This is a genomic window from Streptomyces sp. NBC_00057, assembly GCF_045041165.1.
In the GTDB taxonomy this organism is placed as follows: domain Bacteria; phylum Actinomycetota; class Actinomycetes; order Streptomycetales; family Streptomycetaceae; genus Streptomyces.
Genome location: NZ_CP108256.1, coordinates 876,377 through 889,263, shown reverse-complemented (window position 1 = coordinate 889,263; position 12,887 = coordinate 876,377). Strand labels below are relative to the sequence as shown.

Sequence of the window (12,887 nt, the reverse complement as noted above, 5' to 3'; positions counted from 1 at the left end):
AGCGCACCTGCGCACTCCGCTCGCGGTCGTGCTTTCGCCCGGTTGGCGAGCGCCCACGGGGTCGAAGGCGGGCTCGGCGCCGTTGGTGCCGAGCCCGCCTTTTCGGTGGTGCATCCGCCTTCGCGGGTGCCGAGCCTTTCGTTCGACGGGGCTGGTCAGTCCGTGCCGAACTCCATCGCGGCGCGGTCCAGCATCTCGTCGTCACCGGAGACCTCGCCGCGGGAGGCGATGGCCTCGGCGCCGCCCTCCGGCATGGTGCCGATCAGTCCGGTCGCGGCCGCCTGGGCGGCACCGATGGCCGTATCGGCGGTGCCGATCAGGCCGAGCCCGGCGTACTGCTCCAGCTTGGCGCGCGAGTCCGCGATGTCGAGGTTGCGCATGGTGAGCTGGCCGATCCGGTCCACCGGGCCGAACGCCGAGTCCTCGGTGCGCTCCATGGACAGCTTGTCCGGGTGGTAGCTGAACGCCGGGCCTGTGGTGTCGAGGATCGAGTAGTCCTCGCCGCGCCGCAGCCGCAGCATCACCTCGCCGGTGACGGCGGCGCCGACCCAGCGCTGCAGCGACTCGCGCACCATCAGCGCCTGCGGGTCCAGCCAGCGGCCCTCGTACATCAGCCGGCCGAGGCGCCGTCCCTCGTTGTGGTACTGGGCGAGGGTGTCCTCGTTGTGGATCGCGTTGACCAGACGCTCGTACGCCGCGTGCAGCAGGGCCATGCCGGGCGCCTCGTAGATGCCGCGGCTCTTGGCCTCGATGATCCGGTTCTCGATCTGGTCGGACATGCCCATGCCGTGGCGGCCGCCGATGGCGTTCGCCTCCATCACCAGGTCGACGGGGGAGGCGAACTCCTTGCCGTTGATCGTCACCGGGCGGCCCTGGTCGAAGCCGATCGTCACGTCCTCCGTGGCGATCTCGACCGAGGGGTCCCAGAACCGCACGCCCATGATCGGCTCCACGGTCTCGACGCCGGTGTCGAGGTGCTCCAGGGTCTTGGCCTCGTGGGTGGCGCCCCAGATGTTGGCGTCGGTGGAGTAGGCCTTCTCGGTGCTGTCGCGGTAGGGGAGGTCGTGGGCGAGCAGCCACTCCGACATTTCCTTGCGGCCGCCGAGCTCGGTCACGAAGTCCGCGTCGAGCCACGGCTTGTAGATGCGCAGGTGCGGGTTGGCGAGCAGGCCGTACCGGTAGAACCGCTCGATGTCGTTGCCCTTGAAGGTCGAGCCGTCGCCCCAGATCTGAACGTTGTCCTCGAGCATCGCCCGGACCAGGAGGGTGCCCGTGACGGCGCGGCCGAGCGGCGTGGTGTTGAAGTAGGCACGCCCGCCCGAGCGGATGTGGAACGCCCCGCAGGTGAGCGCGGCCAGGCCCTCCTCGACCAGCGCCGCGCGGCAGTCGACCAGGCGCGCGATCTCGGCACCGTAGGTTTTCGCACGGCCGGGCACCGAGGCGATGTCGGGCTCGTCGTACTGGCCGATGTCGGCGGTGTAGGTGCATGGGACGGCGCCCTTGTCGCGCATCCACGCGACCGCGACCGAAGTGTCGAGGCCGCCCGAGAAGGCGATGCCGACGCGCTCGCCGGCGGGAAGGGAGGTGAGGACCTTAGACATAGGAAGAGTATGCATCATCTCGCATGATCATGCAAAGCGGCTCGTCGCCGCTGAAACGAAGCGCCCCGCCGCGCTCTGGCGGCGCAACCGATCCGGGCCGTTTCGTCCTTGAGGCGATGGAGCCACAGGTCGTACAGCACACCGTGGATTTGCTGTTCGCCGCCCAAAGCTCCGCGAACGGGCGGACGCCGACGGTCGAGGCACCCCTGTCACGCCAGACGATGCCCGATGCAGCCATCGCCCCTACCGTGGTGACATGGCGGTGATCAGCGGTTGGAAACGGGGGGCGCGGCCCCGGATCGGTGTGGCGGAGGCACTGGGCGTGGCGCTGCTGTTCGTGCTGTCGGTCGCGGCTGCCTCGGTCGTACGGCATGGGCACCAGTTCGCCCTGCGGTGGCCTGTCGTGGTGCTGGCGGGTGTCGGTTGCGCTGCATTGGTGTGGCGCCGCCGTTACCCTTTCGGCGTACTGGCCGTCGCAGTTGCCTGCGGGGTGGCCTTTCAGATAATCGGGATTCGGGAGAGCCCGCTGGTGATCAGCCCGGTCCTGGTGTCGGTCTACAACGTGGCCGCGCTGACCGACCGGCGCGCCACCTGGGCGGCGGCATCATTTTCGGCCGTCGTACTGGTGGGCGCCGCCGTGCTGTGCGACCCGCACTCATGGCTGGCCCCCGACAACGCGGCGATGCTGGCGTGGACGGCGCTGCCTGCTGCTGTCGGGGACGGGGTGCGCTCACGTCGCGCCTATGTGGCGGCCGTGGAGGAGCGGGCGGAACACGCGGAGCGCACGCGTGAGCAGGAGGCGCAGCAGCGGGTGGCGGCCGAGCGGGTGCGGATCGCGCGCGAGCTGCACGACATCGTCGCGCACCACATCGCCTTGATCAACGCTCAGGCAGGCGTGGCCGTCCATCTGGTGGAACGGCGCCCGGAACAGATCCTGGCCGCTTTGGAGGACATCCGGGACACCAGCCGGTCCGCGCTGGACGAACTACGGGTGACCGTAGGGCTGCTGCGGCAGTCCGGCGATCCGGTGGCGCCGCGTGATCCGATGCCGGGCCTTGCGCGCGTACCGGCGCTTCTGGCGTCGTTCGAACGCGCCGGCCTGACCGTGAGCCATACCCGGCGGGGCATCGCCGAACCACTGGCGCCGACGGTCGACCTGGCCGCCTACCGCATCGTGCAGGAGGCCCTGACCAACGTGCACAAGCACGCCGGCGCCGACCATGCCCGGTTGTTCCTGCACTACCGCCCCGAGCGGCTGACGATCACCGTTGAGGACGACGGACGGCCCGGGGGGAACCACGCCCATCCGGGGACGGGCCACGGGCTGATCGGAATGCGTGAGCGCGCTTCCACGGTCGGGGGTTGGCTGTACGCGGGAGAGCGTCCGGAGGGCGGCTTCATCGTGACGGCCGAACTGCCGCTACGTCCCGGCCTGGTAATGGGCAAACCACCGAGGAGAGACGGGCATGACGATTCGCGTACTGCTTGCGGATGACCAGGCCCTGTTGCGGGGTACCTTCAGGATGCTGTTCGACTCCACGGACGACATGGAGACGGTGGGGGAGGCGTCCAATGGGCAGGAGGCACTGGAACTGGCGCGTGCAGAGCGCCCGCATGTGGTCCTGATGGATATCCGCATGCCGGAGATGGACGGCCTCGACGCCACACGGCTCATCAGTGAGTCCGAGGACCTCTCAGGGGTGAAGGTGCTCATCCTGACCACCTTCGAGGACGACGAGCACGTCGCCGAGGCTCTGCGCGCCGGTGCGAGCGGCTTTCTCGGCAAGGGGGCCCGGCCCGAGGAGCTTCTCGACGCCGTCCGCACGATCGCCGCCGGCGAGGCACTGCTGTCCCCGTCAGCGACGCGTGCGCTGATCAAGCGTTTTCTTGCGCAGCCGGACCCGTGCTCGGCGGACGTGCACGAGCGGCTGGAGTGCCTGACGCGGCGGGAACGCGACGTCGTGGGGCTGGCGGCACTGGGGCTGTCGAACGACCAGATTGCAGAACATTTGTTCGTCAGCCCGCTGACTGCCAAGACCCACGTCAACCGGGCCATGACCAAGCTGGCGGCTCGTGACCGGGCCCAGCTCGTCGTCATCGCCTATCAGTGCGGGCTGGTCAGTCCAGCAACGGAATCTGTCGGTCCAGCAACGGAATCTGGGCGCTCACAGGCGTCCGAGTAATCGTCGGCGCGGTATGTGCATGTCGTCCCAGTCGTAGGCAGGCGTTGCAGATACCGCAGCCGTGGTAGCCGGGAATCGCTGCGGGGGGACGACGCGCGAGGGGCCGTTCCTGGGCGAAGGTGAGAGGGCGAACGGAGGTTTCGCCATGATCGAAGCCCACTGCCCGACCAGGCGATACAACGCCGAACCGATCAAACCGCACATCGCGCGCCGATCACACTGCGTGCTCGCACGCTTGACCGCGGCCTGCGTCGCTGTTCTCTTCGGCAGCCGGGCGGTCCCGTCCTCGCATCACCTGACCACACACTTTCCACCCCCAGCATCACCCGTGTGATCTTCGGTACCGCCCTCCATCTCACCACCGTCGGACTGCTCGGCGTCGCCCTCGGCGCCATCATCCGCAGTTCCGCCGGAACCATTGCAGCCCCGGTGGGCATCCATCGCGTCCTGCCCGGTCCGGCAGCCCCGCTGCCGGCCGACTGGGCCCAGTTCACCACCCCCTTCGTGGCCGCGACGACCGCGCGAGGGGCACCCAAGCACAGGAAGGACCTCCTCCCATGCTCACAGCATCCGAGAAGCGCCGCACGATCAGTGAACGACCGGCAACCTGCCCCCCGTGCCGGGACGGGGACGACTTCAGTGCAGCCCTGCCCGTGCACCTGTCCCTTCTCCGCGACGCCCTGGCCGACAGCACCGGCCGATACCAGGGGACGTCCAGGGACGGACAGGCCGAACGCCGCCATGTGGCACCCACACAGCTCACCCTGTCCCAGTGGGTCAGCAGGACCGCGAGGATCGGGGACCAAAGCTGACGCGAAAGCAACGACGAGCCCGGGGCGGCCAGGCACACGGCCGCCGGGGCTGAGAGGTCCTACCGTATGTCGGGGCAGCGCGGCCGACGGGGCCGCGCTGGTGATCGCGCTGCTGACCGACAACGGGCAGCGGGTTCGCCCGCCACCGCTTGAACGTCTTGTGGGCCCTCGTACGCGACGGCCGCACCGTCGAGATCACCGCACCACCGAACCCCATGGTGCTGGAGCCTGTGGCGAACGTTCACCGACAGGGCAGTCCCCACGACGTCAGCGTGGTGCGGACGCGTATACGTCTCTCACATTGTCCCTGGGCTTCGGCCTGCTCCGGCCGCACGGGCCCGTCGCGAACGCGTGCAGCAGATTCTCCGTCGCGCGGGTGACGAAAGCCCCCGTACGGGCGTCCATGCCGTGGTTGCGTCCGTTCTCACGGGTCCCCGCCATCAGAGCCTCGACCCACCGCATCGTCCCGGAGGCGAAAACGCCCGCTCCGCTCGGCACGGTGTAGTAGGCGGAGTCGGCATGACTGTGTCTGCCCTCGCAAACGAGAGGGGAATGGGCGACGATCTCGAGCGGCGCCGGGGTGGGCATGTCCGGAGTGACCCGGTCGTACTCCACCCCGACCAGGTGGTCGAAGGAGTCTCCTCGCTTCACCCCCGTCCCCTCGAAGAGCCAGTGATCGCTCCGGTGGACGACATACGGGGCGTCCACCGGATAGCCCTCGTAGAGGACACCGGTCAGGGACGACTCGGGGGAGGCGCCGGGCGGCAGGCGGAAGTCGTTGGTCGGCATGTCCGCGTGGTCGGCGAGGTACGGGTCTTTCCGGTAGTCGGTCTTGTAACAGACGACAGTGCGGTCGGCGCCGGTGGCGTCCGGCTCCAGCCTGACCCTGCGGAAGCAGGCGTTGGCGCCGAGGAAGGCCACGTTGGTGCCCGCGTCGCGCGCCCGGGTGACGTACGCCCGTTGCTGCGGCGTCCAGTACTCGTCATGTCCCAGCGAGAGAGCTCCGGCGGCGTTTTTGAGAATGCCGGGGTCGCGATGGATGTCCGCGCCCGTGGTGTAGGCGAGCGGGATGCCCAGCTTCTCCGCCAGGACCACCGCCGCCCGTTCGTAGACCATGAACTTCTCGGCGCCATTGCCGTCATAGGGACGGTCGAAGCTGACAGCGAGCGACCGCGTGCTGTATGCACCGTTCTCGCCCTGGTACAGGCTGTAGCCGCCCCACACGTTGTACGCCTGCCATGTTGCTACGGCGTGCATCAGCACGATTCTGCCCGCCGCGCTCACCGAGCGGACGATCAGTGGCACATAGCGCTGGTGGCCGTTGTCCGAGTCCAGCCGGAGCAGATACGCGCCCTCCGGCCAGCCGCTGGTGCGGACACGGAGTGTGCGCCGCCAGTCTGCCCGTACGGTACGGGTGACCTGGAGCAGCCGGGGGCGGGCCTGGACCGACCCGGAAACACGGTACGAACGCCAGATCAGTCGCGCCTGCGCCCCGTCGTACCAGCCGACGCGGTAGGCCGAGACTCGGAATGCGGGGGCGGTGGTGGAGACGTACATGCCGAACTCCTCACCCGGCACCACGCTTACTTTGTCGGCATAGCCCTCGATGGCCCCGGGCGGCCCCACCGAACGGATACGCCAGTCGGAGTCCGCGGCCCGAGCCCTGTCCTCTTCCTCGGTGCGGCGGTCGGCGCCGGGCGGGGGGGACCCGGCGCGGTTCCCCCCGGCCGCAGAGGAGTGGCAACCGGTCACTGCCATGCCGCCGGCCACCACCCCGCCCGCTGCGGCAGCGAGGAGGAGCCTGCGGTCCAGCCGACCGGCGATCCCGGCGTTCTGCCCCTCATCATGCTTCATGTCGCCCGCCGAACCCGTCCCGCAGCGCTGTCACGGGCCATCGTCGCCCGCCACCTGCTCGGGCACGACCCGGGAAGGGCCGAATCGGGGACGGGCTGCGTCGTGCGCACCGGTGCCCGGTCAGCGCCGGGGACCGTCCTTGTCGCCTCGCCGGATCCAGTGTGCCCGGCGCTGGTAGCGGGCGACCGGCGGGGTGACCGCAGGACCGGGTGACGGCGCAGCCTCGCCGGTCGGGGGCGCGGTCGGGGCGGGCGTGTCGCTGGGCGGGCGGAGCCCTTCCGCCGAGTACTGCGTCGTCGCGATGCTCTCCACGAGCTGCTCTTCGGTGAAGCTCTCTGAGCCGGGAACATGAGGCGGATTCAACCGGTCGTTGCAACACCTCGTCCTCGGAGGTGTTGATGGGCAGGCCAGCAGGGTGGATGGCAGCGTTGACCGGGCGTTCGCCGATGAAGTCACCAGGTGCGCCGGCGCTACGGCGGGAAGCGGAACGTCAGTTCTGGCGGGAGATCGCGAAGGGACTGCTCCCGGAGGAGGCGGCAGCTTCGGTCGGCGTATCCCGAGCGGCGGGGGAAGATGGTTCCGCCACGGTGGCGGCATGCCACCAATGGATCTTGCTCCGCAGTCCGGCCGGTACCTGTCCTTTCACGAGCGGGAAGAGATCGCGATCCTGAAAGCGCAGGGCATCGGGGTCCGGGAGACCGCGCGACGTCTTGGCCGTGATCCTTCGACGGTGTCCCGGGAACTGAGGCGCAACGCCGCGACTCGTGGCGGCTGGCTGGACTACAGGGCTTCGGTCGCCCAGTGGAAGGCCGATCTGGTGGCCCGGCGCCCGAAAACCGCGAAACTGGCGGCCAACGACCGGTTGCGCGACTACGTACAGGAAAGGCTTTCCGGCCAGGTCAGCCGCCCCGACGGGACGATGATGGGGCCAGAGGGGCCGCGGTGGAAGGGAAGGAACAAGCCGCACCGCGGCGACCGCCGGTGGGTCATGGCGTGGAGTCCGGAGCAGATCGCGAACCGGCTGAAGGTCGACTTTCCCGATGATGAGTCCATGCGTATCAGCCACGAGGCGATCTATCAGGCCCTGTTCATCGAAGGCCGGGGAACGCTCAAGCGCGAGCTCGTCGCCTGCCTGCGCACCGGCAGGGCCCTGCGGGTGCCCCGAGCTCGGTCCAAGCGGACGTCGTGGGCCCACGTCACGCCCGAGGTGTTGATCAGTGAACGGTCGGCCGAAGCCGACGACCGGGCCGTTCCGGGACACTGGGAGGGCGATCTTCTGATCGGACTGGAGAGGTCGGCGATCGGCACGCTGGTCGAGCGCACCACCCGGTTCACGGTGCTCGTCCACCTTCCCCGCGAGGACGGCTACGGCACGGTTCCCCGCACCAAGAACGGGCCGCCGCTGGCCGGCTACGGAGCGGTGACGATGAAGAACGCGCTGGCAGCAACGGTCGGCACCCTGCCCGGGCAACTATGGCGGTCGCTGACCTGGGACCGCGGCAAGGAGCTGTCGGCACACGCCCAGTTCACGATCGAGACCGGCATCCCGGTCTACTTCGCCGACCCGCACAGCCCCTGGCAGCGCGGCACCAACGAGAACACGAACGGCCTGTTGCGCCAATACTTCCCGAAGGGAACTGACCTTTCTCGATGGGCGGCTGAGGATATCGAGGCGGTCGCTGCCACGCTCAACAGCCGGCCCCGGAAGAGCCTCGGTTGGAAGACGCCCGCCGAGGCCCTCAACGACCATCTACTATCGATGAAATAAGCCGGTGTTGCATCCACTGGTTGAACCTGGTTGAGGTACGAAGCCGATGAGCACTCCGTCGCTGACGATTTCCGCGTCGAGCCCCGAGGCCCCGTCGACGTCCCACAGCGCCTCGATCCCCTCGTCGAGGACGACCCGGATCCCGAACTCGTAGACGCCCGCCTCTACGAGATGGGCCATCACGCCACGGGCACGAAGCGCCGACACCAAACGGCCGGCACGTTCCGAATCCATACCGGGCGCACCTCCTTCGAGTACGGACGCGCGAGGTGGACAACCGAACAGGGGCTCGTCCCGAGTACCTCGGAACCGTCCTGGCGAACGGCGCCCCGGCCGGTTGTGGCAGCCAGTCCGGGCCGGCCCCCGGCGCGCAGTACGTGGGCGGCGTGGTGCCGAGCGCTGTCGCGCAGCGCAGTGCCCCCCTCCGGGGCCGCTGACTTCACGGAGTTCGGCTGCGGCGGAACCGGGAAACGGGACGGCGCACAGAGCCCCTTCCAGAGCGAACCGGCAAGGAGCCCTACTGTACGACCGCCGCCTCTGTCAGCTCTCGGTATCTCCGCCAGGCGCTCACCCTCCGCCCGGGACGGCTGGGTGCGATACGTGGCGGGATACTTCGCCTCGGCCGGGTCCATGTCCCCTTCCCGCCTCTCGCCCTGCGACGGCGTCGGGTACTCGACGTTCTGGCTCAAGGCCGCCTCCGCTGACGCAACGCGTGCCTACAAAATGAGCCTAACGCGTCGCCCGGTTGGCGGCCTGGGCTGCCCGCATCGCCGCGCAGGTCGGGCCCGGACAGCAGCTGCTGGGCGAGTTCGAGCTCGCTGTCGGCCCGGCCGGGGCCGGTGAAGGAAAGGACGAATGCGCGCTGGGCCTGGCTGGTGGTCCGTTCACCTGCGACACCGTGCTGTTCGGCTTCGTTCCCGGCCGCTCCGTACGCTGCGCCGGAGCGGCCCATGTCGCTTCCCGGCGGGCTGAGCGATGCGGCGGAGCGGCTCGGCGAGGGCAGCAACTCGCCCGACATCCTGCTGGACAGCCATACGCCGGTCCTCACCGTGCAGTTCGCGGTGCAGACGCTGGTCGTCCGGGCCGGCTCGCGACGGAAGACGGCCGTCTCCCGGGCAGTCCACGGGCGCGTCCGCTCGCAGGTCACCGCCCGGACGGCCGTCGGCCTTCTCCACCACGCCCCGTCGACCGGCTCGTTGTCGTAGAGCACCGTGCCGCGATCGGGTGCTGCATGCCGAACGGCTTCGTGAACGCCGTCGACAACGCCGGCCGGCGCCAGGCGACCCTCGACGCCACAGCCGACCACGGCGACGTCCACGGCGACTCGGTGACCGGCGGCTATGCCCAGGCCCGCGCCGACCTCGCAGCCCTCGAGCGGCTCGGGATCCCGTACGACGAGGTCGTGAAGCAGCTGGAGGACGAGGGCGTCTCGAAGTTCGAGGCGGCCTGGGAAGACCTGTTGGGCGCGGTTGCGACCTCACTGAGCAGCAAGGGAGTTGAGGGGGGAATGAGTGGGCGCGAGACGAACGACGGGGTGCCGCCCGGTGCGGCGCGCCGGCTGCCCGAAGCCCGCGTCGTCAACGGCCACCGGGCCGCCTTCCTGTACGGTGCCGCGCTCGTCGAGGCAGCGCCGCGGTCCCGCCCGACTGGACGGGCGGCAGCCCGGTACCACTATTCCTGCTGACAGCGACGTAGATCATCCAGCCGGTCTCCCGTGGCAGGCCTCCTCGCCTGCGGTGAAAATGGTGACCGGAAGGCAAATGAGGAGGTTGGCATCCGGTGTGAAGCTCTCCCGTAGCCGTGCTGCGTCCGACGCGCGGCTCGCGCTCGGCTCAGGCGCGGGCAGGAAAGGGCTCAAATCCGGTGCCCTGGGACTGTGGTCCTCCGTTGCCATCGGCCTGGCGTCCACCGCCCCGGCGTACAGCCTCGCGGCCACGCTCGGCCTCATCGTGGCGGCCGTCGGCCTGCAGGCCCCGGTCATCACGATGCTGGCTTTCGTCCCGATGCTGCTGATCGCGTACGCCTACAAGGAGCTCAACGCGAGCAACGCCGACTGCGGGACCACCTTCACCTGGGCGACACGTGCCTTCGGCCCGCGCACCGGCTGGATGGGCGGCTGGGGCATCATCGTCGCCGACATCATCGTCATGGCGAACCTCGCCGAGATCGCCGGCATCTACGGTTTCCGGCTCCTGGGCTACGACTCACTCGCGGCAAGCAGGGTGTGGACCACCATCGCGGGCGTCGTCTGGATCACCGTGATGACCGCGATCTGCTACGTCGGCATCAAGATCTCGGCTGCCGTTCAGTGCTGGCTCCTGTTCATCGAGGTCGCCGTACTGGTGCTGTTCGCCGTCACCGCCCTGGTCAAGGTCTATACCAGCGCACCCGAGACGGCGATCCATGTCTCCGCCTCCTGGTTCAACCCCTTCCACGTGCCATCGGCCGAAGCGCTGACCTCGGGCATCCTGGCGGCCGTCTTCATCTACTGGGGCTGGGACACCGCCGTCACGGTCAACGAGGAGACCGCGGACAGCACGCGCATCCCCGGGCGCTCCGCCGTCATTTCCGTTGTGCTCCTGCTGTTCCTCTACGCCCTGGTCGCCACCTCGGCGCAGGCCTTCGCCGGAGTCGGCTCCACCGGAATCGGGCTGGGCAACAAGGAACACGAGGGCGACGTGCTCTCGGGCCTGGGCAACGCCGTCTTCGGCAGTCAGGGCCTCGGGCCCGCCCTCTCCAAGCTGCTGATCCTCATGGTGCTGACCTCTGCGGCGGCCTCCACCCAGACCACCATCCTCCCGATGGCCCGGACCGTCTTCTCCATGGCCGCGCACAAGGCCATCCCCTCCCGATTCGCCCGCGTGCACCGCAGATACCTCACCCCGACCTGGTCGACCGTCGGCTTGGGCCTGGCCTCCATCGGCTTCTTCGTCCTCCTGACGGCATTCAGCCGCAACGTCCTGGCCGACTCCATCGGGTCGGTCGGCCTCGCGATCGCGTTCTACTACGGTCTCACCGGCTTCGCCTGTGTCTGGTACTTCCGCAAGGTGCTCACCCGCAGCCGCAGGGACTTGCTGTTCAAGGGCCTGCTGCCGGGTCTGGGCGGGCTGACGATGCTCTTTCTCTTCTGCTACGCCGCCTTCGGCGTCTACGCCGACCCCGATTACGGTGAGACCTCCTTCGACCTGCCGTTCATCGGACGGACGGGCGGAGTGACCGTCGTGGGCCTCGGCGCCCTGCTGCTCGGCGTCGTGCTGATGCTGATCGTCACGCGCGAACACACCGCGGCCCTCAGGCTTCAACGCATCCTGCTGCCTCACCGGCTGCCGCAGCGGACCGCTGTCGAGATGGCGAGCCGCTATGTGCCCGCCGACAGCCGGTCCGGGGTGGGCGGTGACTGGTTCGACGTCATCCCGCTGTCGGGCGCGCGTGTCGGCCTGGTCGTCGGGGAGGTGATCGGCCATGGACTGCTCGCCGCCGCCACCATGGGGCGCCTGCGTACCGGTGTGCGTGTCCTCGCCCGCCTGGACCTCGCCCCGGACGAGCTCCTCTCGCGCCTGGACGACCTGGTCGGCCAGACCGCCAAGGAGCAGGCGGCCGCTCAGGGCTCGGGCGGCGTGCGGTCCGGGGACGACGAAGCCCTCGGGGTGACGTGCCTGTACGCGGTGTACGACCCGGTGTCGGGGCAGTGCAGCATGGCACGTGCCGGCCATGCGCTGGCTGCGGTCGTCCTGACGGGCAGTGGCGTCGCCACCTGCCCGGAACTCCCGCCGGGCCTTCCGCTGGGACTGGGTGGTCCGCCCTACGAGACCACGGAATTCCAGCTGCCGCGGGGCAGCCTTGTCGCCCTCTTCACCGACGGCCTCGTCCAGACGGCCGCCGACGACCTCGACGTCGGACTCCGCCTGCTCGCCGAAATCCTCGCCCAGTCCCGGCGTCCCTTGGAAGAACTCTGTGACCGCGCAGTCGCGACCCTGGTGCCGGGGCCGGCGAACGACGACGCGGTCCTGCTTCTCGTACGCACGCGGATGCTCGACGATCACCGGGTGGCCGTGTGGGAACTGACCGCGGAGCCGGCGATGGTCGGCAACGCCCGCGCCATGGCCACGGGGCAACTCGGAGCATGGGGATTGGACGAGCTGTCGTTCACCACCGAACTCATCGTCAGTGAGTTGGTCACCAACGCCATCCGCTACGCCGCCGGGCCGATCCACGTCCGGCTCATCCGCGACCAAACCCTCATTTGCGAGGTCGACGACACAGGGCACACCTCACCCCATCTGCGCCACGCCGCGGCTGACGACGAGAGCGGCCGCGGCCTGTTCATCGTCGCCCAGATCGCGCAGCAGTGGGGCACGCGCTACACGCCCACCGGCAAGACCATTTGGGTGGAGCAGGCCCTGCCGGCAGCCCCTGCCGTCGGTGAAGCGCCCTGACAGAGCGATTCGTCCCGGGACCCCCGGGCGGCATCCGTGCCGGCCACGACTCGTCCAGGCTTACCTGGCCCTTTGTGGCTTGGAAACACTCTTCCATGCACCAGCTGATCCCGGCGACGCGCGCCAGAGTGAACGGGGGTTCACGGCGGGGATCTCACGATTCCCTCATGATGAGCGCTACGCACTCTTCGAAGGTTATGCGTCTACCAGCCACCCTGGAGAGAATCCTCTTG

At 69.2% G+C, this 12,887-nt stretch carries 9 protein-coding genes and 2 pseudogenes; 7 read left to right on the top strand and 4 right to left on the bottom strand.

The window, feature by feature from the left end; translation table 11 throughout:
- Positions 1–155: 155 nt before the first annotated feature.
- Positions 156–1,601 (bottom strand): argininosuccinate synthase, encoded by a 1,446-nt coding sequence (gene argG / locus OG953_RS04385; RefSeq protein ID WP_405682617.1) that lies wholly within the window; start codon positions 1,599–1,601, stop codon positions 156–158.
- A gap of 23 nt (positions 1,602–1,624) precedes the next feature.
- On the opposite strand from argG, the gene OG953_RS04380 reads away from it, so the two are divergent.
- From OG953_RS04380 to OG953_RS04365, 4 genes are all read left to right on the top strand, one after another.
- The gene (locus OG953_RS04380) at positions 1,625–1,867 is read left to right on the top strand and encodes a hypothetical protein (protein ID WP_405682616.1); all 243 of its coding nucleotides are present in this window, start codon (positions 1,625–1,627) and stop codon (positions 1,865–1,867) included.
- Positions 1,858–3,096 carry a sensor histidine kinase gene (locus OG953_RS04375; protein WP_405682615.1) on the top strand — a complete coding sequence of 413 codons (1,239 nt, stop codon included), beginning with the start codon at positions 1,858–1,860 and terminating at the stop codon, positions 3,094–3,096. The genes OG953_RS04380 and OG953_RS04375 overlap by 10 nt, the downstream gene beginning before the upstream one ends.
- Positions 3,068–3,784, top strand: a complete 717-nt coding sequence (locus OG953_RS04370; RefSeq protein ID WP_405682613.1) for a response regulator — start codon at positions 3,068–3,070, stop codon at positions 3,782–3,784. The genes OG953_RS04375 and OG953_RS04370 overlap by 29 nt, the downstream gene beginning before the upstream one ends.
- A 557-nt stretch (positions 3,785–4,341) precedes the next feature.
- Entirely contained in the window at positions 4,342–4,596 is a 255-nt protein-coding gene (locus OG953_RS04365) for a hypothetical protein (RefSeq protein ID WP_405682612.1), read from the top strand.
- A 267-nt stretch (positions 4,597–4,863) separates the two neighbouring features.
- Here the strand turns inward: OG953_RS04365 and OG953_RS04360 are convergent, their stop codons facing one another.
- Complete coding sequence (locus OG953_RS04360) at positions 4,864–6,450, bottom strand: N,N-dimethylformamidase beta subunit family domain-containing protein (RefSeq protein WP_405682610.1); 1,587 nt, start codon at positions 6,448–6,450, stop codon at positions 4,864–4,866.
- A 120-nt stretch (positions 6,451–6,570) separates the two neighbouring features.
- Complete coding sequence (locus tag OG953_RS04355) at positions 6,571–6,762, bottom strand: hypothetical protein (RefSeq protein WP_405682609.1); 192 nt, start codon at positions 6,760–6,762, stop codon at positions 6,571–6,573.
- A gap of 107 nt (positions 6,763–6,869) precedes the next feature.
- Between OG953_RS04355 and OG953_RS04350 the strand changes: the two are divergent.
- Positions 6,870–8,218: pseudogene (locus tag OG953_RS04350) on the top strand (IS30 family transposase).
- Here the strand turns inward: OG953_RS04350 and OG953_RS04345 are convergent.
- Entirely contained in the window at positions 8,204–8,452 is a 249-nt protein-coding gene (locus OG953_RS04345) for a hypothetical protein (protein ID WP_405682607.1), read from the bottom strand. The pseudogene OG953_RS04350 and the gene OG953_RS04345 overlap by 15 nt on opposite strands.
- Positions 8,453–9,290: 838 nt before the next feature.
- On the opposite strand from OG953_RS04345, the pseudogene OG953_RS04340 reads away from it, so the two are divergent.
- Both OG953_RS04340 and OG953_RS04335 read left to right on the top strand, forming a co-directional pair.
- A pseudogene (locus OG953_RS04340) lies at positions 9,291–9,722 on the top strand (transaldolase family protein); the annotation flags it as partial.
- 277 nt (positions 9,723–9,999) lie between these two features.
- Positions 10,000–12,654 (top strand): SpoIIE family protein phosphatase, encoded by a 2,655-nt coding sequence (locus OG953_RS04335; RefSeq protein ID WP_405682605.1) that lies wholly within the window; start codon positions 10,000–10,002, stop codon positions 12,652–12,654.
- Positions 12,655–12,887 lie beyond the last annotated feature (233 nt).

Coding starts and splice junctions, on each gene's coding strand:
- OG953_RS04365 (WP_405682612.1), top strand. CDS start 4,342: ATGCTCACAGCATCCGAGAAGCGCCGCACGATCAGTGAACGACCGGCA.
- OG953_RS04345 (WP_405682607.1), bottom strand. CDS start 8,452: ATGGATTCGGAACGTGCCGGCCGTTTGGTGTCGGCGCTTCGTGCCCGT.
- argG (WP_405682617.1), bottom strand. CDS start 1,601: ATGTCTAAGGTCCTCACCTCCCTTCCCGCCGGCGAGCGCGTCGGCATC.
- OG953_RS04375 (WP_405682615.1), top strand. CDS start 1,858: ATGGCGGTGATCAGCGGTTGGAAACGGGGGGCGCGGCCCCGGATCGGT.
- OG953_RS04360 (WP_405682610.1), bottom strand. CDS start 6,450: ATGAAGCATGATGAGGGGCAGAACGCCGGGATCGCCGGTCGGCTGGAC.
- OG953_RS04370 (WP_405682613.1), top strand. CDS start 3,068: ATGACGATTCGCGTACTGCTTGCGGATGACCAGGCCCTGTTGCGGGGT.
- OG953_RS04380 (WP_405682616.1), top strand. CDS start 1,625: ATGATCATGCAAAGCGGCTCGTCGCCGCTGAAACGAAGCGCCCCGCCG.